The following is a 23440-nucleotide window of genomic DNA, read 5'->3' as shown; positions in this document are numbered from 1 at the left end:
TGGGTCTCCTGCGATACGGTGTCCGCGTCCATCCGCCCCGGCGACCCGGGGCCCGTGTAGCAGGAGTGCTGATGTCCGACGACGCCACCACCGGGATCGAGAATCTCTCCCAGGAGACTCGCACCTTCTCCCCGCCCACCGAGTTCGTCCAGAATGCGGTCGGCCGACCCTCCCTCTACAAGGAAGCGGAGCGCGACCACCTCGCCTTCTGGCGCTCGCGGGCCAGCCTGCTGAGCTGGGAGACCCCTTTCACCGAGACCCTCGACTGGTCCAACCCGCCGTTCGCCCGCTGGTTCGCCGACGGCACCCTGAACGTCGCCTACAACTGCGTGGACCGCCATGTCGAGTCCGGACACGGCTCCCAGGTCGCGCTGCTGGCGGAGTACGAGGACGGCTCCGATGCCTCCTTCACCTATGCGGACGTCAAGGACGAGATCTCGAAGATGGCCAACGTGCTGTCCGATCTCGGGGTGAAGACCGGCGACCGGGTCGCGATCTACCTGCCGATGATCCCGGAGGCGGTGTTCGCGATGCTCGCCTGTGCCCGCATCGGCGCCCCGCACTCCGTGGTGTTCGGCGGCTTCAGCGCCGATGCCCTGCGCTCCCGCATCGAGGATGCCGAGGCCCGGGTGGTCATCACCGCCGACGGCCAGAACCGTCGCGGCAAGCAGCTTCCGCTCAAGCCCGCTGTCGACGCTGCGCTCGCCGGGGGCGGCGCCAGCGTCGAGCACGTCCTGGTGGTGCGCCGCACCGGTGGCGAGGTCGAGTGGACCGAGGGACGCGACGTGTGGTGGCACGAGGCCCGCGAGACCGCCTCGGCCGAGCATGCACCGGTCGCGGTCGAGGCGGAGCACCCGCTGTTCATCCTCTACACCTCCGGCACCACCGGGAAGCCCAAGGGCATCATCCACACCACCGGTGGCTATCTCACCCAGGCCGCGTACACCCATCGCAACGTCTTCGACATCAAGCCGGCCTCGGACGTCTACTGGTGCACCGCGGACATCGGCTGGGTCACCGGCCACACCTACGTGGTCTACGGGCCGATGGCCAACCGCACCACGCAGGTCATCTACGAGGGGACCCCGGACAGCCCGCACCAGGGTCGCTGGTGGGAGATCATCGAGAAGTACAAGGTCACCCAGTTCTACTCCTCGCCCACCGCGATCCGCACGGCGATGAAGTGGGGGGAGGACATCCCCGGCAAGTTCGATCTGTCCTCGCTGCGGCTGCTCGGAAGCGTCGGCGAGGCCATCAACCCCGAGGCATGGATGTGGTACCGCCGGGTCATCGGCGGCGACCGCTGCCCGATCGTGGACACCTGGTGGCAGACCGAGACCGGCGGCATCATGATCTCCCCGCTGCCGGGCGTGACCGCGACGAAGCCGGGCTCCGCGCAGCAGCCCCTTCCCGGGATCAGCGCCGATGTGCGCAATGACGCCGGAGAGTCCGTCGCGAACGGGGAGAGCGGCTATCTGGTGCTGGATCAGCCCTGGCCCGGCATGCTGCGAGGCATCTGGGGCGATCCCGAGCGGTTCAAGGAGACCTACTGGTCCCGCTTCGAGGGCCTCTACTTCGCCGGTGACGGTGCCAAGCGCGACGAGGACGGCGACATCTGGCTGTTGGGCCGGGTGGACGACGTCATGAACGTCTCAGGGCACCGCCTGTCCACCATGGAGATCGAGTCCGCCCTGGTCAGCCATGAATGGGTGGCCGAGGCCGCGGTGGTCGGGGCGACCGATGAGACCACCGGGCAGGTGCCCGTCGCCTTCGTGATCCTGCGCTCCGGCAACGACGAGGCCATCGCTGCGGTCGGCGGTGAGGATGCCGTGCCGGAGATGCTGCGCGCCCATGTGGGCAAGGAGATCGGCCCGATCGCGAAGCCGAAGAAGGTGCTGATCGTCTCGGAGCTGCCCAAGACCCGCTCCGGCAAGATCATGCGGCGCCTGCTGCGGGACGTCGCCGAGAACCGCCAGGTGGGTGACACGCAGACGCTCGCCGATGCCTCGGTGATGGACCTCATCCAGCAGGGTCTCAGCAGCAAGGGCTGAGCCTGCGGCCCGGCACCTGCCGGGCCCAGCACGGTGCAGGACGGGCTCCCGGTCATCGACCGGGGGCCCGTCCTCGTCACGCCTCGTGGCGACCTGGGTCACCGTTCGATGGTGATCTCGCCGACGCCTGCGGTCACGATGAGGGTGCCGTCCCCGGCGTCGGAGCCGGCCGTGAGGCCCGGATCCACGCCGACGCTTCCGAGATCCGAGTCGGCGTCGATATGCCAGCGGGTGGTGCCGGGGGCCGTGACCATCACGTCGCCCAGTTCAGCGGTGATGCTGATGCTGCCGCGGGAATCGGTGGGCAGCTGCAGGTCGACGTAGCCCACCGCTGCGGTGATCTGGGCGTCGGCAGGTGCCGGGGACTCCAGCTCGATGTCCACATCACCCACCTCGGAGGAGACCGTCAGCGCGTCGGTGACTCCGAGGGGCCCCAGCACGACATTGCCCACATCGGTGCGCACGTCCAAGGCGCTGAAATCGCCGTCGACCACGACGTCGCCCACGCCGGCGTCGATCGCGAGGGACAGCTCGAGGTCGGAGGGGACCAACAGCAGCAGATCCCGCGTGCGATCCGTCCACGGCCACCCGAGATGGCTCTGCGGCTGCTGCACGGTCACCGTGGCGCCTGTCGGGTCGGTGTCGTGGATGAGTCGAGCCGGCGTGGTGTCCCGCGGTGAGGGGAGCCCCGTGGTGCCCGGCTCCACCAGGGCGAGAGTCACCTCGTCGACATCATCTGAGGGCAGCACCTGGATGGTGCCCATCAGGCTGGCCAGGTTCAGAGAGGCCGGAGTGCCGAGTCCAGTGGTCGTGGAGATCTCGGAGTAGCCGCGACCCGACGCCCAGTTCGCGACGGACGTGACGGCGAGGCCGCCCACCATCAGCAGCACGATGATGGCGCCCAGCAGCACGGTCAGCGCACGCCAGGGGCGGTCCCGGTCCGGGGAGGGGGTCAGTCGCTGCCCGGGGAGCAGGAGGCGCTCCATGGGCTGAGCCGACTGCGGCGGTGCGATGGAGGAGGACGTCGCGGCCGGGCTGGGCGGGGGAGCCGGGCTGGGCGGGAGTGGCGGACGGGTGGTGGTCATCAGCGTTCCTCGGATTCCAGAAAGCGCAGGACCGCCATCACACGGCGGTTCTCGCCGTCGACTGGAGGGAGGTCGAGCTTGCCCAGCAGCGAGGAGATGTGCTTCTCGACGCTCCCGGTGGAGACGAACAGGGTGTCGGCGATCGCCTGGTTCGAGCGGCCCTGGGCCATCAGCGAGAGCACCTCGCGCTCACGCGGGGTCATGCCCTCGAGGGTGCGGCGGCGCCGGGAGCGGATGAAGATCTGCTGCACCACCTCGGGGTCGAGCCAGGTCCCGCCGGCTCCGACGTTCGCGACCACTCCCAGGAAGTCGTCGACGTCCGCGACGCGGTCCTTGAGCACGTAGCCCAGGCCGAACGGGGAATCGGCGATCAGCTCGGACGCATAGCGCTCCTCGACGTACTGCGAGAGCACCAGCAGCGACACCTCCGGATCCTGGCGCCGGATCAGCACTGCGGCCCGGACTCCTTCATCGGTGAAGGTGGGTGGCATCCGCACATCGATCACTGCGAGGTCGGGACGATGCTGCGAGATGGCGCTGAGCAGCGCGCTGCCGTCGCCGACTGCGGCGACCACCTCATGCCCGGCCTCGGTGAGCAGGCGCTCGAGTCCTGCGCGCAGCAGCACGGCGTCGTCGGCGATCACGATCCTCATCGGAGGTCCTCCTGGGTGGTGGGGTGGGCGAGCTCTGGCACCGGGGCGGTGCGGCCTGCGAGCGGGATCACGGCGATCAGCGCCGTGCCTCCGCCGGTGGGGCTTGCGACTTCGAGCAGGCCCCCGGTGGCACGGACCCGGTCGGTGAGCCCGGCCAGGCCGGTGGACAGACCGTCTCGGCGCACCTGCGCACCGCCTCGGCCGTCGTCCTGGATCCGCACCCGCAGCGCGGACTCGTTCCGGTGGACGAAGACGTCCGCCGCCGTCGCCTCGGCATGCTTGGCGATGTTCGTCAGCGCCTCGGCGACCACGAAGTAGGCCACCGCCTCGAGCTCCCGATCCAGGGCCGGCATGCTCTCGGTGCCGAGGTCGACCTGCAGATCCACCGGCACCTGGGAACGAGCCGCGAGCGCGGACAGGGCGGCGTCCAGCCCGCGGTCGGTGAGCACGGCCGGGTGGATGCCTCGCGCGAGCTGACGCAGATCGGTCATCACGGCTTTGGCCTCCGCATGCGCCTCGCCGACCAGCTGCTCGGCCCGATCGGGATCGGTGCGGACCGTGTTCTTCGCGATGCCGAGGGTCATGGCGAGGTTCACGAGGCGCGGCTGCACCCCGTCATGGAGATCACGCTCGATGCGCAGGCGCTCCTGCGCGGCGGCATCGACCGCCCCCTGCCGGCGTTCGGCCAGCTCGGCGACCTGCTCGCGCAGATCGTCCTCGGAGCCGGAGATCAGCCCCCGGGCGAGCCCTCGGTCGGCGAGGGCCCCGAGCACCAGCATCACCAGGGCCAGCACCAGGCCTGCGGTGCCGATGGCTCCGAGCGACCAGCGGGAGAGCTCGATCCCTCCCACCTCCACGGTGCCCTGGTCGAGAGCCGCCTCCCACCCAGTCCAGCCGAACCAGAGGAACACCGCGAACGCGGTGAAGAAGGCCCCGGCGACCAGGATCGCGAGGTGGTGATGCAGCACTCCCCGCCAGAACGCCCAGGTGCCGAGCTCGAACCAGCGGTTGCTGAGCCAGCCGGAGATGCCGGTGCGGCGCGAGCGCCGACGCGGGGGAAGGATCACGGGGATGCCGTGGATGGCGACGGCGCGCCGACGTTCCACCCGTACAGCGAGCTGCATAACCAGCAGCCAGGGGATCAGCAGCAGCAGGCCGGTGCCGAGAGCGGGCAGGGAGGCGAGCCCGCCGAGCAGCAGGGTGAGGCTTGCCCAGAACCAGCTGTAGAACAGCAGCCCGCCCACGACCACGGAGGCGAGGGCGGAGGGGGCGAGCCGGGAGCGCGAGCGCCCTGCGCCCCGGGCAGAGGAGTCGTCCATGCCCTGACACTATGCGCGGCGAGGGGACCGGGCCCACGGTGCCCACCCGCCGTCTCACTGGGGGAAAACCCCCGGTCCGACGGGTTCGCGCGACTCCATCGCGCGGACTGATCCGGATCGGGTCGCAGAATGCGGTTCAATGGGTCCATGAGCAGTGACGCCACTTCCTCCGACGAGACCATCGACCCCGCTTCCGACACCGGGTCACCCGCCACCGATGACGGCTCCACCGGGCAGGTGATCGAGAACGTCGAGCGGACAGCCGCTGAGCTCGAGGCCGATGATCAGGGCCGCGGTACCCTTCACGATGTCGCGAACTCTCTGGGCATCTCCAGCGCGGTCGCACTGCGCGCGCTGCGCGAGTCCGACGAGATCAAGCCGCAGATGATCCGCCGGGTCCGGGAGGCGGCCGAACGGCTGAACTTCCCGCTCGCGGATCTCAGCGAGGAGACCGAGCACCGCGGCGTGGTCGCGGTGCTCGTGAACACCATGCGCAACACCTGGATCTCTGATCTGGTGCGGGCGATCCGCATCGAGCTGACCGCGACCGGACGCACCGCAGTGGTGGTTCCCACACGTCGCCGCATGCCCGAGTACCCGGTCGCCGCCGACACGGATGCGATCGAGAACCTGGTCCATCTCGGCGTCGACGGCTTCCTGATGATCTCCGACCTGGCTGACATGGACAGCGTGCTCGCGGCCACCGGCAGTCGGCCGTTCGTCGGGATCGGCTGCTCGCAGGAGTTCGTCGGCCGGTTCGACACCGTCCGCATCGACGACGAGGTCGGGCAGGGGCTGCTGGTGGACCATCTGGTCGGACTCGGTCACCGCGAGATCGCGCACGTCGGCGGAGTCGGTGCGGCCGTGGCCCGGGAGCGCGCGGATGCCTTCCGCAAGGCCATGGACCGTCACGGCCTGGGTGACGTCGCGCGGGTCGAGCCCGGTGACTTCACCGAACAGGTCGGCCAGACCGCCGGATCGATGCTGCTGCGCGGCAGCCGGGTCCCCACGGCTGTCACCTGTGCGAACGACGTCACCGCGGTCGGTGTGCTCGCCGCGGCACGTGACGCCGGCTTCGCGGTGCCCGAGGAGCTGGCGGTGGCCGGATATGGCAACACCTCCCTCGCAGCCTCCGGGGTGTCCCAGCTGACCAGCGTGGATCCCAACTCCGATCGACTCGGTGCGCTCGCCGCGCAGTTCCTGGTCGAGCGCGTCTCCGGCCATGAGGGCCCGGCCCGGGACGTGGCGGTCGCGCCGTCCATCGTGGTGCGTCGAACGACCTCCGCGGGCCCGCGGCCCGAGACCACGAAGCGCAAGCGGATCTCCGTGGACTGATCAACGGATCCCCATCCCGCGAACTTCGAACGACCTGCCCCCTGCGATAGGCTCAGATCATGATCAACACCACGAACGACCCGAGCACGCCGCCCACCCAGCGGTCCATCGGCGAGCTCGTCCAGTCCATCCGTGACGAGCTCCTCGGTGTCGTGCACGATGAGATCGACATCGCGAAGAAGGAGTTCACCGGTCTCGCGATCAAGCTGGGCATCATCGCCGCCTGCGCCGCGGTGATCCTGTTCCTCCTGCTCTCGGCCTGGGTAATGCTGCTGTTCGCCGCCGCCAACGGTCTGGAGGCGCTGGGCCTGCCGTTCTGGGCCGCGTTCCTGATCGTCGCGGGCGTCTTCATCGTGCTCGGCGTGGTCGTCGGAGCCGTCGCCTTCGTGGTCTACAAGAAGCTCAAGGCACCTGAGACCACCATCGAGACGGCCCAGGGCGCCGTGAGCGCCGTGCAGGGCAAGCGTCGTCAGAATGCGGTGTCCTATGACGACACCTTCGACGAGCTCTACGGCAAGCAGGTCAGCGCTCGCACGGACTGATCAGCGCTCGCACAGACTGAACCGCCGGGCCGGGCGCCCGACCTTCGCGCGAGCCGTGGGCCGTGGGCCGCTCCTGAGGGCAGTACCCTTGGGTGCGTGAGCCTCTACCTGCATGACACCGCCACCCGTACGACCGCACCCTTCATCCCGGTGCGCGCGGGGGCGGTGTCGTTGTACGTCTGCGGCCCGACGACCCAGGGAGCCCCGCACCTCGGCCATCTGCGCACATTCCTCGCCTTCGACGTGCTGGTGCGCTGGCTCGAGCGCAGCGGCCTCGCGGTGACCCATATCCGCAATGTCACCGACATCGACGACAAGATCCTCGTGAAGTCCGCCGAGGTGGGCGCCGAGTGGTGGGCATGGTCCCTGCGCTTCGAGCGCGAATTCCAGGACGTGCTCGATGAGATCGGCAATCGTCGGCCCACCTACGAGCCGCGTGCGACCGGCCATGTGCCCGAGATGATCGAGCTGATGCAGCTGCTCATCGAGCGTGGCCACGCCTATCCCGACGGTCACGGCTCGGTCTATTTCGATGTGGCCTCCCACCCCACCTACGGGTCGCTCACCCGCCAGTCCCTGGAGGACATGCAGGACGCCGGCGAGGCGATGGAGCCCGGCAAACGGGACCGTCGCGACTTCGCGCTGTGGAAGGCGGCGAAGGACACGGAGCCCGTCAGCGCCGCCTGGGACACCCCCTTCGGGCGAGGCCGTCCCGGATGGCACCTCGAGTGCTCGGCCATGAGCCGCAAGTATCTCGGGGAGACCTTCGACCTCCACGCCGGGGGCCTGGACCTGCGCTTCCCGCACCATGAGAACGAGCAGGCGCAGTCCCACGCCGCCGGCTTCGGCTTCGCCCGCCAGTGGATGCATGCCGGGGTGCTCACGGTGGACGGTCTGAAGATGGGCAAGAGCCTCGACAACTTCGTCACCGCCGCCCGGGCACTGGCCGAGCATCCGACGCCGGCCGTACGGCTCGCCCTGGTGAGCGGCCACTACCGCGCCACCGTCGAGTACAACGCGACGGCGATGCGGGAGGCGGAGACCGTCTGGGAGCGCTTCAGCGCCACGGCGCGTCGTGCCGCCCAGCTCCTCGGGGACCATCCGCTGGCGGCACCCGAGGCCGAGCTGCACGCGCTCGAGCTGCCCGCAGACTTCGTGGCCGCGATGGACGATGACCTCGCGGTCCCCGAGGCGCTCGCAGTGATCCACCGCGAGCAGTCCTCCCTGAACTCCCTGCTCGCCGCCGGCGCTGCAGAGGCAGAGATCGCCTCCGGTCTGGGCCAGCTGCGCGCCATGCTGGACGTGCTGGGCCTGGACCCCCTCTCCGACCGGTGGGGGAGCGGCACGGGCGCTGAAGGCGCCGAGCATGCGGCACTGGACTCGCTGATCACCGCCCAGCTCGCCGCCCGGGAAGCGGCTCGCGCGGAGAAGGACTGGGCTCGCGCAGATGCGCTGCGCGACGCCCTGATCGCTGCAGGCATTCGTATCGAGGACGGGCCCGAGGGTGCCCGTTGGACCCTCGACACCAAGAACTGAAGGACTGAGGAGACATCTGATGGCAGGGAACAGCACGCGACGCGGTGCGATGCGCAAGGGCAAGAAGGGCGCGACCGTCGGTTCAGGCGGTGTGCGCCGCCGTGCGCTCGAGGGCAAGGGGCCGACGCCCAAAGCGGAGGACCGCACGTACCACAAGGCCTACAAGGGCGGTGCTGCGGCATCCGGTGGAGCAGCCGGGCGCCGCGGTCCCGGCGCCAAGGGCGCCCGGAAGCTGCCGGGCAGTGACCAGGTCGCGGGCCGCAACGCCGTGCTCGAGGCGCTGCGTGAGGGCGTCCCCGCCACGCAGCTGACCGTCATGGTCCGGATGGACAGCGACGAGCGGGTGGGCGAGATCATGCGTCTGGCCACCGCCCGCAATCTGCCGATCGCGGAGGCTCAGCGCACCGACCTGGACCGGATGACTGACCACGCCGTGCATCAGGGTGTCGCCCTGACCATTCCGCCCTATGAGTACGCCGAGCTCGACGACCTGCTGAGCATCGCCGCTGACCGCTTCGAGCCGCCGCTGCTGGTCGCTCTTGACGGGATCACCGACCCCCGCAACCTCGGCGCGATCCTGCGTTCCGCCGATGCCTTCGGTGCGCATGGCGTGATCCTGCCCGAGCGGCGCAGCGTGTCGATGACCGCCAGCGTCTGGAAGGTCGCGGCCGGTGCCGCAGGCCGGGTCCGCGTCGCCCAGGTCACCAACCTCAACCGCGCCCTGACCTCGCTCAAGGAGGAGGGCGTCTTCGTGCTCGGCCTCGACGCGGACGGCGATGTGACCTCCCGCGAGCTCGAGCTCGGCACCCAGCCGACGGCACTGGTGGTCGGCGCGGAGGGCAAGGGCCTCTCACGTCTGACGCGAGAGCTCAGCGACCAGGTGGTGTCGATCCCGATGGGCGGTCGTGCGGAATCGCTGAACGCCTCGGTGGCGGCCGCGATCGCACTGTACGAGCTCTCCGGCGTGCGGGCGCGTCAGGGACTGGGCTGAGCTCTCCGGCGTGCGGGCGCTCAGGGACCGGGCTGAGCTTCGGCGTGCGGGTGCCTCAGGGACTGGGCTGCGCCGCGCGACGCTGCTGAGCTGGGACTGACCGCTCGGGGTCCGTCCGCACCCGTAGGGTCACGTACGGGAGGGTGAGCTGGATGATCGGGCCCAGCCCGATCGCATAGAGCACCGTTCCCGCCCCGAGCGGGCCTCCCAGCGCCCACCCGGTCGCCAGCACCAGGATCTCGAGCGCGATGCGCACCGGGCCGACAGGTCGACGCAGCACGCGCCCCAATCCCGTCATCAGCCCGTCACGCGGACCGGCGCCGAGCTGGGCGCCGATGTAGACGGCGCCGCTGATGCCGTTGAGGATCACGCCGGCGATCATCATCGCCACGGCGATCGGCAGCGTGGGCGCTTCGGGGAGCACCAGCATGCCCAGGTCGATGCTCACTCCGACCCAGATCGAGTTCGCCACGGTGCCGATCCCGATCCGTTCGCGCAGCGGGATCCACAGCAGCAGCACCACGAAGCTCACGGCGATGCTCACCGAGCCGACGCTCAGCCCGATGCGGTCCGCGACCGCGGCGTGCAGCACGTCCCAGGGGGCACCGCCCAGCCCGGATTCGAGCAGCATCGCCAGCGAGACGCCGAATCCTGTCAGGCCCAGCATCATCTGGAGCAGGCGCAGCGGAAGCCGGTCGACCTTCAGCTGCTCGCGCAGGCTGAGGTTGTCCAGGCGCGCCGGGCCCCGGCGTTGATCACGACGCATGGGGCGACGTGCTCCTCTCCTCATTCGAAGATCGGCAATGCCGAGGTCTCGGTGGTCACCAGTGATCTCTCGTCCGGCCGGTGGATCAGGACGTTGAGGATGTAGTGCCGCACGGTGTCGTCCAGGCTCACATCCTGCCCGCCCTGCTCGGAGAGGAACCACTTGTGCTCGAGGATCTCGTGGAAGAACTCGGGGGGCTCGAGCTTGGCGCGCATCGACCGCGGGACCGCGCGGACCACCGGCTCGTACTGCTCCTTCAGCCACTCATGAGCTACGAACTCCTCGTCCTCGAGCTGCTGCTCGGTATCGGCGCGGAACTGGTCGAGGTCGTTGAGCAGCCGCCGGGCCTGGTTCTCCTGGGCATCGATCCCGGTGAGCCTCAGCAGACGGCGCGAGTGGTGCCCGGCGTCGACCACCTTGGGCATGATCGACAGCGTGGTGCCGTCGAGGTCGGTGGTGATCTCGAGCTCGCCCACATCGAAGCCGAGCGCGTTGAGCTTCTCGATCCGGGCGGAGACCCGCCAGCGTTCGTCCGCGGAGAACCGTTCCCGGGAGGTCAGGGTCTCCCACAGGTCCTCATAGCGGGAGACCAGGTCGTCGCCCACGGCGACGGGATCTGCGTCGGGGTCGAACATGTCCCCGGCCTGGAGGTCCATCAGCTCACCGATGATGTTGGTGCGGGCGAGGTCGAGGTCGTACTGGCGCTGGCCCACGGTGAGCCGTTCATGGAGCGCGCCGGTCTCCACATCGACGAGGTACGCGGCGAAGGCGCCGGCGTCTCGCCGGAAGAGGGTGTTGGACAGGGAGACGTCTCCCCAGTAGAAGCCCTCGAGATGGAGGTGGACGAGCAGGACGGCCAGTGCGTCGAGCAGGCGGTGCGCCGTGTCCGGGCGGGATACCTGGCTGAACACCGCGCGATATGGCAGGGAGAACTGGAGATGGCGCGTGATCAGCATCGCGTCCAGAGGCTCACCCGTGGCAGTGGTGCGACCGGAGATCACGGCGAAGGGCTCCACGCAGGGGATCCCGAGTCGTCCCAGGATCCTCAGCATGTCGTACTCGCGCTGGGCGAGGTTCTTGGAGATCTCCTTGAGGGCGAGGACTCGTCCCGAGACGCGTACGAAGCGCACGACGTGACGGGAGATGCCTCGCGGGAGGGCGGCGAGGATGTCCTCGGGCCATTGCTCCAGCGGTTCCTCCCACGGCAGGTCCAGCAGTGCAGGATCTGCACGGGACGCGGTGATCTCCAGAGGTGCCATTGCTCCATTCTCTCCCGAGCGGGGATGCTTCGACCACTCCCGGCATGATGTCACGTCGTCAGGACGCACCGCACACCGCGAGGACGTGCCAGAAACAACAGCGACGGGCGTCGACGCGCGCGATGAACGGCTTGGACGTCTCTTCGCTTCCTGCGCGACGGCCGTAGATGAAGGCGTCCGCGCCGAGCTCCTCGACGAGGTCGACCTCGACGGCGATGCCCTGGCCGTCGGGAGCGATCTCGAGGTCCTCGGGACGGATGCCGATGGTGACCGTGCTCTGATCGGTCTCCGAGAGGGTCGAGCGATCCACGGGGACCACGACGCCACCGAACTCGGCACCCTGATCGGTGAGGTTGGTGTCGAACAGGTTCATGGCGGGGGAGCCGATGAAGCCGGCGACGAACACGTTGTTCGGGTGGTCGTACATGCGGCGCGGGGTGTCGAGCTGCTGCAGAACGCCGAAGTTCAGCACTGCGACGCGGTCGCCCATGGTCATGGCCTCGGTCTGGTCGTGGGTGACGTAGACCGTGGTGACGCCGAGGCGGCGCTGCAGCGACGCGATCTGAGTACGGGTCGCCACACGCAGCTTCGCATCGAGGTTCGACAGGGGCTCATCCATGAGGAACACCTGCGGCGAACGGACGATCGCGCGGCCCATGGCCACACGCTGGCGCTGACCACCGGAGAGCGCCTTGGGCTTACGGTCGAGGTACTCGGTGAGGTCGAGGATCTCGGCGGCGTCCTCGACGCGCTTGCGGATCTCGGCCTTCGGGTTGCCGGCGATCTTCAGGGCGAAGCCCATGTTGTCGGCGACCGTCATGTGCGGGTACAGCGCGTAGTTCTGGAACACCATCGCGATGTCGCGGTCCTTCGGCGGGACGTCGGTGACGTCACGATCGCCGATCAGGATGCGGCCTGCGTCGATCTCCTCGAGGCCTGCGAGCATGCGCAGCGCGGTCGACTTGCCGGAGCCGGAGGGCCCGACCAGCACGAGGAATTCGCCATCCCCGACTTCGATGTTGAGGTTGTCGACCGCGGGACGTTCCTGTCCCGGGTAGACGCGCGAGGAATTATCGAACGTGACTGTTGCCATGGTGGTTCTCCTTCACCGGCAGGTACGTGCCGGACGGTCCGTTGTGAAGTGATACGTGGCCGAGTGGATGTCGCTCCCACGAGGGGTGCTTCATCGCACTGGCTCGATAAAGTGTAGCCCAGCTCTCATCTGGATGGGTGCACAGGGCGAGGCGTGTCTCACGTCTCGGGACTCTGTCGCCCGCGGGAGCCTCTCCGCCGCTCCGCCCCCGCTCCGCCCCCGCTCCTCCGCCGCTCCGCCGTCCGTGTCCGACGCCCGTGCGAGACTCTGCGCAATCCACGGACGGCCTCGTCGACTGGAGCGCGCCCAGTGCGCTCGGGCTGCGGGATACTGGCGATGTGGACATCACTGAGCTGACTCGGAAGATCCTGGACCGCCGTGCGAAGGAGGGCGACCCCCTGCGGATAGTGCAGGCAGGCCATCCCGCGCTGCGGAGGAAGGCCGTGACCGCTGTGGGGCGGATCGACGTCGGGCTCCTGCTCGAGCTCGCCGAGGCGATGACGATCACGATGCACAAGGCGCCGGGCGTGGGGCTGGCAGCTCCTCAGGTCGGCCTGCCGCTGCGGTTCTACGTGGTCGAGGACTCCTTCGCGGCGGAGGAGGGGGAGGACCCGGACGACGATCTGCTGGAGCGGCGCCCGCTCGCTCTGCGCGCCCTGCTGGATCCCGTCGTCGAGCTGCTCGGAGAGCAGCGGGTCTACGCCTTCGAGGGGTGCCTCTCGGTAGACGGCTGGCAGTCGATCGTGCCGCGCTCACGACGGGTGCGACTGCGTGCGACCGAGCTGCTGCCCGACGGCCGGCTGCAGGAGATCGACGAAGAGCACGTGGGGTGGACGGCCCGCATCTTCCAGCACGAGACCGACCACCTGGGCGGCACCCTGTGTCATGACGTCTCCGTGCCCCGCTCATTCATGGAGGCCGGATACACCGCGCACTACGCCGACCTCGGAGAGGCGGTGCGTCGGCTCGGGCTGACCGGCGAGATCGCCGAGCTCGGCGACGGCGAGGTCATGATCGGCTGAGCGGGCACAGTCCGAAGAGCCAGCAGTCCAAAGAGTCTTCAGACTGGCGCCCCACGAGGCGGTACCTTGACCCTGTTCATGACCCCACAGAACGGAGCTGACGGTGGCACAGAGCGACCCGAGCATCCCGCGCGATGACCAGAACGGCCCGGATGCGCTGCCCGCAGATGGCGAGCTCGCCGAGCAGATCGACGAGCGCTGGCTGGCACTGATCGATGCCGCGCTGAAGGTGCAGGCCCCGCTCGCGCACAGCTACGTGCACAAGCTTCGCCAGAAGCACCCCGAGGAGACCGATCGGCAGCTGCTCGAGCGCGTCACGAAGCGATTCACCACGCTGACCACCGCCGCCGGAGCGGGGATCGGCGGCGTCGCGGCGCTGCCCGGGCTCGGCACCGCGGCAGCGCTCGGCCTGACCGTCGGCGAGGGAGTCACCTTCGCCGAGGCCTGCGCCTTCCTCACCCTTGCCGCGGCGGAGATCCACGGCGTCGACATGACCGACAAGAGCACCCGCCGCCTGGTGCTGATGGGCGTGCTCGGCGGCGAGCGCGGCACCGAGATCATCGCCAAAGCGATGGGCAAGCAGGGGCTGCAGTGGCACTCCGTCCTCAACGGCGGAGGTGGCTTCGTGCCCGGCCTGATCAGCAAGCAGGTCTCGCGCTATGTGCGCCGCCGGGTGGTGGCGCGGACCGGCAAGCTGTGGCTGATGCGGCTGCTGCCCTTCGGCATCGGAGCCGTCATCGGGGGGCTCGGCGCCCGGGCGGTGTCGAAGTCGGTCGTCGAGGCGATGCTCGAGATCTTCTCCCAGGAGCTGACCCTCGAGGGTGAGCTCGCAGGAGAGCAGAGCGCGCTGGACGCCTGAGCACCGCGCCGTACCGCGCCGGGCACAGCTCAGTGCTCGTGCGCGGACGATGCGCACGAAGTGAATTTGGGCCCCGCGAAGGGGACGAGGACGAGAAACCAGAAGAGGGCCGACCCGCTCGGGTCGGCCCTCTTCTGGACGGTGGCGACGGGGGCGGCGTCGCCCCCGGACGCTCACATCTCCTGCGTGAAGGCGTTCGCGTGCTCAGTGCCGACGGCGCGACGGTAGGAACGACGGATCTCCGCCTCCGCATCGCTGCGGCCCTCCCAGTGCGCGCCCTCGACGCTCTTGCCCGGCTCGAGGTCCTTGTAGACCTCGAAGAAGTGCTGGATCTCCAGGCGGTGGAACTCGCTGACGTCGGTCAGCTCCTGGCGGCGCACCTGACGCTGGTCGCCGACCGGCACCGCGATGATCTTGTCGTCACCGCCGGCTTCGTCCCGCATGCGGAACATGCCGAGCGCGCGGCAGCGGATCAGGCAGCCGGGGAAGGTGGGCTCCTCGAGCAGCACCAGGCAGTCCAGCGGATCGCCGTCCTCGCCGAGGGTCCCCTCGATGAAGCCGTAGTCGTCCGGGTAACGCGTGGCGGTGAACAGCATCCGATCGAGCCTGATCCGACCGTTGTGGTGGTCCACCTCGTACTTGTTGCGATTCCCGCGAGGGATCTCGATGGTCACATCAAATTCCACGACAGCCGCTCCATTGCTCCGGCCCCGTGGGCCTCTGGTAATGACCCGGACACCATATCGTGGGGTCATGGCCCTGAGAGCAACGGAACGCATCTGGCGCACCACCGCGATCGTGATGTGCGCGGCGGTGCCCACGAGCTTCTACATGCTCGGGGACCTCACCGACGCCTTTCCCGGGGTGCTCACCGTCGCTACGGTCGACGAGGGCCCGGCCTCCGGACCGCGTGCCGTGGCGGAGGACTGGGAACGTCTCGGAGCCTCCGAACTGCTTCCCCCCATCGATCGCAGCGGTGACCCGGTGGACCCGGCTGACCTCGAAGGACGCATGGCTGCGGGAGCCCTGCTGCCCGTGGTCGACAGCGGATTGGCGTTCAGCGTGGTCGATGCCGGGACCGGTGAGGTGCTCGCAGAACGGGAGGCCGACGTCGCGCTCGTGCCCGCCTCGACGCTGAAGATGCTCACCGCCGCCGCGGTGCTGCGCCGATACAGCGGCGACGAGGTGCTCACCACCCGAGCCGCCGTGCAGGACGGCGTGGTGACCCTGATCGGCGGCGGTGACATGACTCTCAGCGAGGAGGAGCTGCGCGATCTCGCGATCCGGACTGCCGAGCTGGCCACGAGCCAGGGCACGACGCAGGTCTCGGTGGTCCTCGATGACACCTATCTCGTCGGCGGCGCCAATGAGGCCTGGGGGAACAACGGCCCCGCCGGCGGGTGGGTGACTCCCACCGCCAGCCTGGCGCTGGAGGGCGGCTGGCTCGACGGGCAGCAGTACGGCGCCAAATCCACCGACCCTGCCGGGGATGCGGCGCGCCGCTTCGCCGAACTGCTGGTCGAGGCGGGTCTCGAGGTCACCGGGACGCTCTCCGAGGGCGTGGCGCCCGAGGACGTGCCATCGGTCGAGATCCATTCCGAGCCGCTCGCGGAGATCGTGCGCCACACCCTGCTGATCTCCGACAACACCACCGCGGAGCTGCTCGCGCACCTGGTCGCGCTCTCCCGTGGCGAGGAGACCACGCCGGTGGGGGCGGCCGCCGCCGTCGAGGCCGAGATCCGAGATCTGGCTGCGGAGATCGGGGTGCCGGACACGGACCTCGCCGCGCTCGAGCTGCATGACGGCTCGGGACTCTCTCGCCAGAACCGGGTGCCGCCCGCCCTGTTCTCGGCGGTGCTGGCCGAGGTGGCCTCCGGAGAGGTGCCCAGGCTCGAGCAGATCCTCTTCGACGTCCCGATCGCGGGTCTTTCGGGCACGCTTGCCGACCGCTTCCACGCCGACGGCACTGAGGATGCGAGCGGCCTGGTGCGCGGCAAGACCGGCTATCTCGGCGGTGCCGCCACCCTCGCCGGAGTGGCCGTCCTGCCCGACGGTCGCACCGTCGGCTATTCGATCGTGGTGCACGGCTTCGACGGCGCGGACGCCGCCGCGGCCCGCGCCGCAGTGGACCAGGTCGCCGCCGAGATCGTGCAGGTCGACTGATGGCCGGCCCGCCCCCGGTGATCGCCCGCGCCCGCACCGCCGTGCGCGCCTCGCTGACCGCGCGCATCGAACAGCTCGCCGATGACACCGCCGTCGGCCATCTCGCCCCTCGACTGCTGGTCGGGCTCAGCGGGGGAGCCGATTCCCTCGCCCTGCTGGCGACGACCGTCTGGGTGGGCTCGCGGATGGGCCTGGAGACGGAGGCGGCGATCGTCGACCACGGTCTGCAGGAGGGGTCGGCGGAGGTCGCCGAGCGAGCCCTGATCCAGGCGCAGCAGCTCGGCGCCGAAGGGCAGGTGCTGCGCGTGCAGGTCGATGCCGACGCACCCGGCGGAATCGAGAATGCGGCACGAACCGCCCGCCACGACGCCCTGGAGTCTGCGCGGGAGGAGCGAGGAGCGCTCGCCCTGCTGATGGCGCACACGCTCGATGACCAGGCCGAGCAGGTGCTGATGGGGATCGCCCGAGGAGCGGGCCCTCGGGCGTTGGCAGGGATCCCGCGCACGCGGGGCGCTCTGCTGCGTCCCTTCCTGGGCACCGGACGCGACGAGCGCACGGCACTGCGGCGCAGCGACACCGAGGAGATCTGCCGCCTCCACGACCTCCAGTGGTGGGAGGACCCGATGAATGCGGACCCCACCCTGCTGCGCTCACGGGTACGGCATCAGGCACTCCCGCTGCTGCGGGAGATCCTCGGTGAACAACTCGACGAGAACCTGGCCCGCAGCGCCGACCTGGTGCGCCCTGATGTGGATCATCTCGACCGGGAGGCGCAGGCACTGCTGCCCTCGCTGCGACGCGACGGGGGAGAGCTGCGCGAGGACGGCGATCTGCTGCTCCTGGATGTGCACGCCCTGGCCGCCGCCCCGGCGCCCTTGCGCACCCGGGTCCTGCGCGACGCCACGCGTTCCGCTGACCGCGCAAAGCCGCAGGGCGGCAGCACCGGCGGATCCTCGAAGTCGCTGCTCCGACGCCAGGTGCTCGCGATCGATGCGCTGGTGGTCTCCTGGCACGGTCAGGCAGCGGTGCCCGTTCCAGGTAGGATCGAGGTCGCTCGCCGCGACGGCCTGTTGGTGTGGCGCCGCCTCGATCCGTGATCCGCGGCGGACGCACCCCACCACGTTCCATGGAGGAGATCCGCGTGCCCCAGACGCACCCCCACCCCGATGTCGACCGCGTGCTGCTGGACGAGCAGCAGATCCGCGAACGCCTCGCCGAGCTCGGTCAGCAGATCGCCGAGGACTATGCGGATGAACCGCCGGTCCTCGTGGGCGTTCTGCGCGGCGCGGTGATGGTGATGGCGGATCTCGCCCGCCAGATCGACCTCAAGGTCGAGATGGACTGGATGGCCGTCTCCTCCTACGGCTCGGGCACCAAGTCCTCGGGCGTCGTGCGCATCCTCAAGGACCTCTCCGGCGACATCACCGGGCGCAACGTGCTCATCGTCGAGGACATCATCGATTCCGGGCTCACCCTGAAGTGGCTGCTGTCCAACCTGCGCTCACGGGGTCCCAAGAGCGTCGAGATCGCCGCACTGCTGCGCAAGCCCGAGGCGGCGCGGGTGGAGATCGACGTGAAGTACGTCGGTTTCGACATCCCCAACGAATTCGTCATCGGCTACGGGCTCGACTATGCCGAGAACTACCGCAACCTCCCCTACGTGGGCGTCCTCGCGCGCTCGATCTACGAGGACTGATCCCATGGCAGATTCCCCCAAGTCCAAGAGCTCCGGCGGCAAGAAGCGTCGCCCGTTCACCGGGCTGGCGCTGTGGATCATCGTCGCCCTGCTGCTGGGCATGGCGATGTTCTCCCTGTTCGGCCGCGACGGCTATCAGCAGATCGACACCCAGCAGGGACTCGAGCTGCTGGCCGGCGGCACTGTCGAGCAGGCGAAGATCATCGACGGCAACCAGCAGCGGGTCGACCTGGTCCTGACCGAGGACTTCGTGGACGGCGAGGAGAACAAGGGCACCGAGGTGCGCTTCTCCTACGTCGACGCGCGCGGTGAGGCCGTGGTGCAGGCCGTCGAGGACGCGGCTCCGGCCAAGGGGTACACGGACGAGATCGCCAGCAGCTCCTGGTGGTCCACCCTGCTGCTGTCCTTCCTCCCGCTGCTGATCTTCATCGGCCTGTTCTGGTTCCTGATCATGAACGCCCAGGGCGGCGGCAAGGCGATGCAGTTCGGGAAGTCCAAGGCCAAGCTGTTCAACAAGGAGGCCCCCAAGGTCACCTTCGCGGACGTGGCAGGCGCCGAGGAGGCCGTCGAGGAGCTCGACGAGATCAAGCAGTTCCTCGTCGACCCCGGGCGGTACCAGGCAGTCGGCGCGAAGATCCCCAAGGGCGTGCTGCTCTACGGCCCGCCCGGCACCGGCAAGACCCTGCTGGCCAAGGCCGTGGCAGGCGAGGCGAACGTGCCCTTCTACTCGATCTCCGGCTCGGACTTCGTGGAGATGTTCGTGGGCGTCGGCGCGAGCCGCGTGCGCGACCTGTTCAACACCGCCAAGGAGAACTCTCCGGCGATCATCTTCATCGACGAGATCGACGCCGTCGGCCGCCACCGCGGTGCTGGCATGGGCGGCGGTCACGACGAGCGCGAGCAGACGTTGAACCAGATGCTGGTGGAGATGGACGGGTTCGACGAGAACCAGAACGTCATCCTCATCGCCGCCACCAACCGCGTGGACATCCTGGATCCCGCGCTGCTGCGACCGGGACGGTTCGACCGCCAGATCGCTGTCGAGGCCCCCGATATGAAGGGCCGCCTGCAGATCCTCGGCGTGCATGCCAAGGGCAAGCCGCTCGCGCACGACGTCGACCTCGAGCACGTCGCCAAGCGCACCATCGGCATGTCCGGTGCCGATCTCGCGAACGTCCTGAACGAAGCGGCGCTGCTGACCGCACGCTCCGGCAACCAGATCATCGACAATCGCGCCCTGGATGAGGCGATCGACCGTGTCTCCATGGGGCCGCAGCGCTACTCGAAGGTGATGAGCGAGCGTGAACGTCAGATGACCGCGTACCACGAGGGCGGCCACGCCCTGGTCGCGGCGGCCATGAACAACTCCGCCCCCGTCACCAAGGTGACGATCCTGCCGCGCGGCCGCGCCGGCGGCTACACGATGGTGGTCCCCACCCAGGACCGCAACTACCAGTCCCGCAACGAGCTGCTGGATCGGCTGGCCTACGCGCTCGGCGGCTACGCGGTGGAGGAGAGCATCTTCCACGACGTCACCACCGGTCCCAGCTCGGATCTGCAGAACGCCACCAAGATCGCCCGCACCATGGTGATGCAGCTCGGGATGAGCGACGCCGTGGGCCAGGTCGCCCTGGCCGGCGAGCAGGACGAGGTGTTCGTGGGGATGCAGCAGGGGCAGGCCCCCCGCTTCAGCGCAGAGACCGCGAGCCTCGTGGATCAGGAGGTCCGGATGCTGCTGGACACCGCGCTGGACGAGGCCTGGGCCGTGATCGTGGAGAACCGTCACGTGCTGGACCGCCTGGTGGAGGAGCTGCTCGAGCGGGAGACCCTCAACGAGCACGAGCTCGCCGTGATCTTCCGCGATGTCAAGAAGCAGCCGCCGCGCGAGGTCTGGGTCTCCAGCGCCGAGCGTCCCGCGCTGGCCGCGCCGTCCGTCGGGGCGACGATCACCGCGACCGGTACCGAGGCGCACGACGCCGGGGAGCCACTGCAGCCGGGCGCCCCCGAGCTGCCGCACCCCGGTGGTGAGGGCCCGCAGATCCCGGGCGCCCCGCAGGGTGGTGCCCCCGGAGAGGGCGGCACCGGCTACGGCTACGGCAGCACTGACTACGGCAGCACCGAGGGGACGGAGCGCTGAGATGAGCGTGGACCAGCCCCGGATCGAGGCCGCTGTGCGGGAGATCCTCGCCGCGATCGGTGAGGATCCCGACCGTGACGGGCTGCTCGAGACCCCAGCCCGGGTGGCGCGGATGTACTCGGAGGTCTTCTCGGGCCTCACGCAGGATGCCCGTGAGCCCCTCTCGACCACGTTCGACATCGAGCACCAGGAGCTCGTGCTGGTGCGCGACATCGCCTTCTACTCGATGTGCGAGCACCACCTGCTGCCCTTCCATGGCGCAGCCCACGTCGGATACATCCCCGGCAGCGGCGCGGTCACCGGGCTCAGCAAGCTCGCCCGGCTGGTGAACGTCTACGCCCGCCGGCCCCAGGTTCAGGAGCGGCTCACCACCCAGATCGCCGACGCGCTGATGGACGAGCTCGGCGCCGACGGGGCGATCGTGGTGATCGAGGCCGAGCACATGTGCATGTCGATGCGAGGAGTGCGCGCGGCCGGCGCCCGCACCGTCACCAGCGCCGTGCGAGGAATGCTGCGCGACAGCCCCAGCACCCGTGGCGAGGCCATGGCCCTGATCAACAGGGCGTGAGCGAAGTGAGCAGCACGCCCCGCCGCCCCTCCGGTCTGCCTGAGCGGCTGGACATCGACGACACCCTGGTGATGGGCGTCCTGAACGTCACCCCGGACTCGTTCTCCGACGGCGGCGCGCACGACGATGCGCCCGCCGCGATCGCCCACGGCCTCCGACTGGTCGACCAGGGCGCCGCGATCGTGGATGTCGGCGGGGAGTCCACCCGTCCCGGCGCACCGCGCGTGGACGAGGACGAGGAGCTGCGCCGGGTGCTCCCGGTGGTCGCAGCTCTCGCGGAGAAGGATGTCGTGGTCAGCGTCGACACCATGAGGGCCTCCGTCGCGGCGGCGAGCGTGGAGGAGGGGGCGCTGATCGTCAACGACGTCTCCGCCGGACGTGCCGACGTGGACATGGGCCGCGAGGTGGCCCGGCTCCGCACCCGCCTGGGCACCCCGCCGGTCTTCATCGCGATGCACTGGCGCGGGCACAGCGACGTGATGAACGAGCTCGCCGTCTACCGCGATGTGGCGCGCGACAGCGCGGCCGAGCTCGCCGAGCGGCTCGCCGCCCTGCGCGAGGCGGGGGTGGAGGACAGCTTCCTGGTCGCCGACCCGGGCCTGGGCTTCTCCAAGACGGGAGAGCAGAACTGGGAGGTGCTGGCCGACTGGCCGACGCTGAGCTCCCACGGACTGCCGCTGCTCATCGGGGCGTCCCGGAAACGATTCCTCAGCGCGCTCGGAGTGGATCGCGACCTGGCGACCGCTGCCATCAGCGCCTACAGCGCGGAGCACGGCGCCTGGGCGGTACGCGTGCATGACGTCGAATCCTCGGTCGCCGCAGTGACAGTGGGCGACCGTCTGCGTCGGAGCATCCGACGATGACGGCGCAGCCCGTCCAGCCGGGCACCGGCCCGGGGCGACTGGACCGCATCGAGGTGGCTGGAATCAGAGCCTGGGCGCACCACGGGGTGCTCGAGGAGGAGAAGCGCCTGGGCCAGCAGTTCGAGGTCGATGTGACGCTCCATCTCGACACCGCGCCCGCGGGTGCCACCGACGCGCTCTCTCGCACCGTGAACTACGCCGAGGTCGCGGCAGCGGTGCACGAGGAGATGACCGGCGGCCCCTACGACCTGGTCGAGACGCTCGCAGAGCGGATCGCCACACGGATCCTGACGGACACCGGACATCCCCTGGTACGGCGTCTCGGAGTCCGAGTTCATAAGCCATCCGCCCCCGTCGGGCTGCCCGTCGGCGCCGTCACCGTGAGCATCGAGCGGGACGCCCCGCCGATCTCGGCCGTCCTGGCGCTGGGGACCAACCTGGGGGAGCGGGAGAAGCACCTGCAGGGCGCGCTCGCCCACCTGGCCGCGACGGACGGCATCGACGTGGCCTGGACCGGGCCGGTGCTGGAGACCGCGCCCGTCGGCGGGCCCGCGGAGCAGGGCAGCTTCCTGAACTCGGTGATCGGGGTGCGCACGGTGCTGGGCCCCTTCGCGCTGCTCGAGGCGGCGCACCGTGCGGAGCATGCCGCTCATCGGGAACGCCTGGTGCGCTGGGGCCCGCGCACTCTCGACGTGGACGTCATCACCTACGGCGACTGGGTGAGCGAGGACGCGCAGCTGACGGTCCCGCACCCACGCGCCCACGAGCGAGCCTTCGTCCTCGCTCCCTGGCACGCCGCCCGCCCGCAGGCGCAGCTGCCGGGGCACGGACCGGTTGACGCTCTGCTGGCCCGTGCTGCGGACCTGGGAGGACTGCGACCGGGGCCGGTCGTCGAGGGGTTCGGAATCTCGTGAAGCCGTTGAACGTGCCGGTCCTGGTGCTGATCCTCGTGATCGGTGCGGGTTTCGGGGCGCAGATGCTCGAGGCCTTCGCCTCCCGTGGCCATTCGCTGCCGATCGCAGGCTGGCTGACCACGCTGGTGCTGCTGGCGCTGGCGGCGGTGCTGCTGGTGCACGGCCTGCCGCTGCGTCGCTACATGCTCGAGAGCCAGCAGCGCAAGGAGCACCCCAGCTTCGCCCCTCGCCGCCACCAGATCGATCTGCCCACCGCCTATCGCACGGTGCTGCTGGCCCGTGCCTGCGCATACACCGGCACGGTGGTCGGGGGGATCTTCGCTGGTCAGGCGTTGTTCCTGCTCCTGACCGGGACTGGCGACCCGCTGCTGGGGGTCCTGCCCACTGCTGCCGCGGCGATCGCCGGGATCGTGCTCGGCGTGCTGGGCGTGATCGTCGAGCACTGGGGCCAGCTGCCGCCGGAGGACGGCGAGGGCTCAGCGGAAGGCGCAGGCGCTGGCAGCTGAGCCCTGCGTCTACGTGGACGCTCCGTCCGTGTCGACTTTCGACGGATCAACTTCCTCCCACGGTGGGCGCGGCGAGTGGCCG

Annotated in this window: 22 protein-coding genes; 15 read left to right on the top strand and 7 right to left on the bottom strand. The window is 69.6% G+C overall.

Translation table 11 applies throughout. From position 1 onward, the window contains the following. Positions 1 to 71: 71 nt before the first annotated feature. Entirely contained in the window at positions 72 to 2051 is a 1980-nt protein-coding gene (acs, locus tag ACT3T9_RS06705; RefSeq protein ID WP_444502580.1) for an acetate--CoA ligase, read from the top strand. A gap of 98 nt (positions 2052 to 2149) precedes the next feature. Here acs and ACT3T9_RS06700 read toward each other — a convergent pair whose 3' ends face one another. The 3 genes from ACT3T9_RS06700 to ACT3T9_RS06690 are packed head-to-tail and all read right to left on the bottom strand — an operon-like array spanning position 2150 to position 5108. Continuing rightward, positions 2150 to 3136 carry a hypothetical protein gene (locus ACT3T9_RS06700; protein ID WP_444606181.1) on the bottom strand — a complete coding sequence of 329 codons (987 nt, stop codon included), beginning with the start codon at positions 3134 to 3136 and terminating at the stop codon, positions 2150 to 2152. Further along, entirely contained in the window at positions 3136 to 3789 is a 654-nt protein-coding gene (locus ACT3T9_RS06695; protein ID WP_444606180.1) for a response regulator, read from the bottom strand. The genes ACT3T9_RS06700 and ACT3T9_RS06695 overlap by 1 nt, the downstream gene beginning before the upstream one ends. Next, positions 3786 to 5108 (bottom strand): sensor histidine kinase, encoded by a 1323-nt coding sequence (locus ACT3T9_RS06690; RefSeq protein ID WP_444606179.1) that lies wholly within the window; start codon positions 5106 to 5108, stop codon positions 3786 to 3788. The genes ACT3T9_RS06695 and ACT3T9_RS06690 overlap by 4 nt, the downstream gene beginning before the upstream one ends. A 147-nt stretch (positions 5109 to 5255) precedes the next feature. On the opposite strand from ACT3T9_RS06690, the gene ACT3T9_RS06685 reads away from it, so the two are divergent. From ACT3T9_RS06685 to rlmB, 4 genes are all read left to right on the top strand, one after another. Continuing rightward, the gene (locus tag ACT3T9_RS06685; RefSeq protein ID WP_441444391.1) at positions 5256 to 6443 is read left to right on the top strand and encodes a LacI family DNA-binding transcriptional regulator; all 1188 of its coding nucleotides are present in this window, start codon (positions 5256 to 5258) and stop codon (positions 6441 to 6443) included. 59 nt (positions 6444 to 6502) lie between these two features. After that, a complete protein-coding gene (locus ACT3T9_RS06680; protein WP_444606178.1) occupies positions 6503 to 6985 on the top strand; it encodes a phage holin family protein in 483 nt (160 codons plus the stop codon). Positions 6986 to 7081: 96 nt separating this feature from the next. Beyond that, positions 7082 to 8521, top strand: coding sequence for a cysteine--tRNA ligase (gene cysS / locus ACT3T9_RS06675; RefSeq protein WP_441444393.1), 1440 nt, complete (start codon positions 7082 to 7084; stop codon positions 8519 to 8521). A 19-nt stretch (positions 8522 to 8540) separates the two neighbouring features. Continuing rightward, complete coding sequence (rlmB, locus tag ACT3T9_RS06670; protein WP_441444394.1) at positions 8541 to 9512, top strand: 23S rRNA (guanosine(2251)-2'-O)-methyltransferase RlmB; 972 nt, start codon at positions 8541 to 8543, stop codon at positions 9510 to 9512. A gap of 55 nt (positions 9513 to 9567) precedes the next feature. Here rlmB and yczE read toward each other — a convergent pair whose 3' ends face one another. Genes yczE through ACT3T9_RS06655 form a run of 3 tightly spaced genes read right to left on the bottom strand, consistent with a single transcriptional unit; the run spans position 9568 to position 12630 of the window. After that, positions 9568 to 10278 (bottom strand): membrane protein YczE, encoded by a 711-nt coding sequence (gene yczE, locus ACT3T9_RS06665; protein WP_444606177.1) that lies wholly within the window; start codon positions 10276 to 10278, stop codon positions 9568 to 9570. Between the two features lie 20 nt (positions 10279 to 10298). After that, positions 10299 to 11537: a DUF4032 domain-containing protein gene (locus tag ACT3T9_RS06660; protein WP_444606176.1), complete on the bottom strand. Its 1239-nt coding sequence runs from the start codon at positions 11535 to 11537 to the stop codon at positions 10299 to 10301. A gap of 58 nt (positions 11538 to 11595) precedes the next feature. Continuing rightward, positions 11596 to 12630, bottom strand: a complete 1035-nt coding sequence (locus ACT3T9_RS06655) for an ABC transporter ATP-binding protein (protein WP_444502577.1) — start codon at positions 12628 to 12630, stop codon at positions 11596 to 11598. Positions 12631 to 12968: 338 nt separating this feature from the next. Between ACT3T9_RS06655 and ACT3T9_RS06650 the strand changes: the two genes are divergently transcribed. Beyond that, on the top strand, positions 12969 to 13652 hold the full coding sequence (locus ACT3T9_RS06650; protein ID WP_441445480.1) for a peptide deformylase: 684 nt from the start codon (positions 12969 to 12971) through the stop codon (positions 13650 to 13652). Between the two features lie 103 nt (positions 13653 to 13755). After that, positions 13756 to 14511, top strand: a complete 756-nt coding sequence (locus ACT3T9_RS06645) for a hypothetical protein (RefSeq protein ID WP_441445479.1) — start codon at positions 13756 to 13758, stop codon at positions 14509 to 14511. Positions 14512 to 14684: 173 nt separating this feature from the next. On the opposite strand, the gene ACT3T9_RS06640 is transcribed toward ACT3T9_RS06645, so the two are convergent. Continuing rightward, positions 14685 to 15197: an inorganic diphosphatase gene (locus ACT3T9_RS06640; RefSeq protein ID WP_441445478.1), complete on the bottom strand. Its 513-nt coding sequence runs from the start codon at positions 15195 to 15197 to the stop codon at positions 14685 to 14687. A 67-nt stretch (positions 15198 to 15264) separates the two neighbouring features. Here ACT3T9_RS06640 and ACT3T9_RS06635 point away from each other — a divergent pair, with 67 nt between their 5' ends. The 8 genes from ACT3T9_RS06635 to ACT3T9_RS06600 all read left to right on the top strand — a co-directional run bounded on the left by ACT3T9_RS06635 (position 15265) and on the right by ACT3T9_RS06600 (position 23358). Further along, positions 15265 to 16674 carry a D-alanyl-D-alanine carboxypeptidase/D-alanyl-D-alanine-endopeptidase gene (locus ACT3T9_RS06635; RefSeq protein ID WP_441445477.1) on the top strand — a complete coding sequence of 470 codons (1410 nt, stop codon included), beginning with the start codon at positions 15265 to 15267 and terminating at the stop codon, positions 16672 to 16674. Continuing rightward, positions 16674 to 17771 (top strand): tRNA lysidine(34) synthetase TilS, encoded by a 1098-nt coding sequence (gene tilS / locus ACT3T9_RS06630; protein ID WP_441445476.1) that lies wholly within the window; start codon positions 16674 to 16676, stop codon positions 17769 to 17771. Before ACT3T9_RS06635 ends, tilS begins: the two co-directional genes overlap by 1 nt. A gap of 44 nt (positions 17772 to 17815) precedes the next feature. Next, positions 17816 to 18370 (top strand): hypoxanthine phosphoribosyltransferase, encoded by a 555-nt coding sequence (gene hpt / locus ACT3T9_RS06625; RefSeq protein ID WP_441445475.1) that lies wholly within the window; start codon positions 17816 to 17818, stop codon positions 18368 to 18370. 4 nt (positions 18371 to 18374) lie between these two features. Beyond that, the gene (ftsH, locus tag ACT3T9_RS06620; RefSeq protein ID WP_441445474.1) at positions 18375 to 20507 is read left to right on the top strand and encodes an ATP-dependent zinc metalloprotease FtsH; all 2133 of its coding nucleotides are present in this window, start codon (positions 18375 to 18377) and stop codon (positions 20505 to 20507) included. A gap of 1 nt (position 20508) precedes the next feature. Beyond that, positions 20509 to 21075: a GTP cyclohydrolase I FolE gene (gene folE / locus ACT3T9_RS06615; RefSeq protein ID WP_441445473.1), complete on the top strand. Its 567-nt coding sequence runs from the start codon at positions 20509 to 20511 to the stop codon at positions 21073 to 21075. 71 nt (positions 21076 to 21146) lie between these two features. Further along, entirely contained in the window at positions 21147 to 21938 is a 792-nt protein-coding gene (gene folP / locus ACT3T9_RS06610) for a dihydropteroate synthase (RefSeq protein ID WP_441445482.1), read from the top strand. Beyond that, entirely contained in the window at positions 21935 to 22852 is a 918-nt protein-coding gene (gene folK, locus ACT3T9_RS06605) for a 2-amino-4-hydroxy-6-hydroxymethyldihydropteridine diphosphokinase (protein ID WP_442332113.1), read from the top strand. The genes folP and folK overlap by 4 nt, the downstream gene beginning before the upstream one ends. Continuing rightward, the gene (locus tag ACT3T9_RS06600; RefSeq protein WP_441445471.1) at positions 22849 to 23358 is read left to right on the top strand and encodes a DUF3180 domain-containing protein; all 510 of its coding nucleotides are present in this window, start codon (positions 22849 to 22851) and stop codon (positions 23356 to 23358) included. Before folK ends, ACT3T9_RS06600 begins: the two co-directional genes overlap by 4 nt. Positions 23359 to 23440: the final 82 nt, after the last annotated feature.

Source organism: Brachybacterium sp. AOP29-B2-41 (assembly GCF_052378395.1).
Lineage (GTDB): Bacteria > Actinomycetota > Actinomycetes > Actinomycetales > Dermabacteraceae > Brachybacterium.
Note: the sequence above shows the minus strand (reverse complement) of the source record. Positions and strands in the feature narration are given on the sequence as shown.

Coding starts and splice junctions, on each gene's coding strand:
- acs (WP_444502580.1), top strand. CDS start 72: ATGTCCGACGACGCCACCACCGGGATCGAGAATCTCTCCCAGGAGACT.
- ACT3T9_RS06700 (WP_444606181.1), bottom strand. CDS start 3,136: ATGACCACCACCCGTCCGCCACTCCCGCCCAGCCCGGCTCCCCCGCCC.
- ACT3T9_RS06695 (WP_444606180.1), bottom strand. CDS start 3,789: ATGAGGATCGTGATCGCCGACGACGCCGTGCTGCTGCGCGCAGGACTC.
- ACT3T9_RS06690 (WP_444606179.1), bottom strand. CDS start 5,108: ATGGACGACTCCTCTGCCCGGGGCGCAGGGCGCTCGCGCTCCCGGCTC.
- ACT3T9_RS06685 (WP_441444391.1), top strand. CDS start 5,256: ATGAGCAGTGACGCCACTTCCTCCGACGAGACCATCGACCCCGCTTCC.
- ACT3T9_RS06680 (WP_444606178.1), top strand. CDS start 6,503: ATGATCAACACCACGAACGACCCGAGCACGCCGCCCACCCAGCGGTCC.
- rlmB (WP_441444394.1), top strand. CDS start 8,541: ATGGCAGGGAACAGCACGCGACGCGGTGCGATGCGCAAGGGCAAGAAG.
- yczE (WP_444606177.1), bottom strand. CDS start 10,278: ATGCGTCGTGATCAACGCCGGGGCCCGGCGCGCCTGGACAACCTCAGC.
- ACT3T9_RS06660 (WP_444606176.1), bottom strand. CDS start 11,537: ATGGCACCTCTGGAGATCACCGCGTCCCGTGCAGATCCTGCACTGCTG.
- ACT3T9_RS06655 (WP_444502577.1), bottom strand. CDS start 12,630: ATGGCAACAGTCACGTTCGATAATTCCTCGCGCGTCTACCCGGGACAG.
- ACT3T9_RS06635 (WP_441445477.1), top strand. CDS start 15,265: ATGGCCCTGAGAGCAACGGAACGCATCTGGCGCACCACCGCGATCGTG.
- tilS (WP_441445476.1), top strand. CDS start 16,674: ATGGCCGGCCCGCCCCCGGTGATCGCCCGCGCCCGCACCGCCGTGCGC.
- ftsH (WP_441445474.1), top strand. CDS start 18,375: ATGGCAGATTCCCCCAAGTCCAAGAGCTCCGGCGGCAAGAAGCGTCGC.
- folE (WP_441445473.1), top strand. CDS start 20,509: ATGAGCGTGGACCAGCCCCGGATCGAGGCCGCTGTGCGGGAGATCCTC.
- folP (WP_441445482.1), top strand. CDS start 21,147: ATGGGCGTCCTGAACGTCACCCCGGACTCGTTCTCCGACGGCGGCGCG.
- folK (WP_442332113.1), top strand. CDS start 21,935: ATGACGGCGCAGCCCGTCCAGCCGGGCACCGGCCCGGGGCGACTGGAC.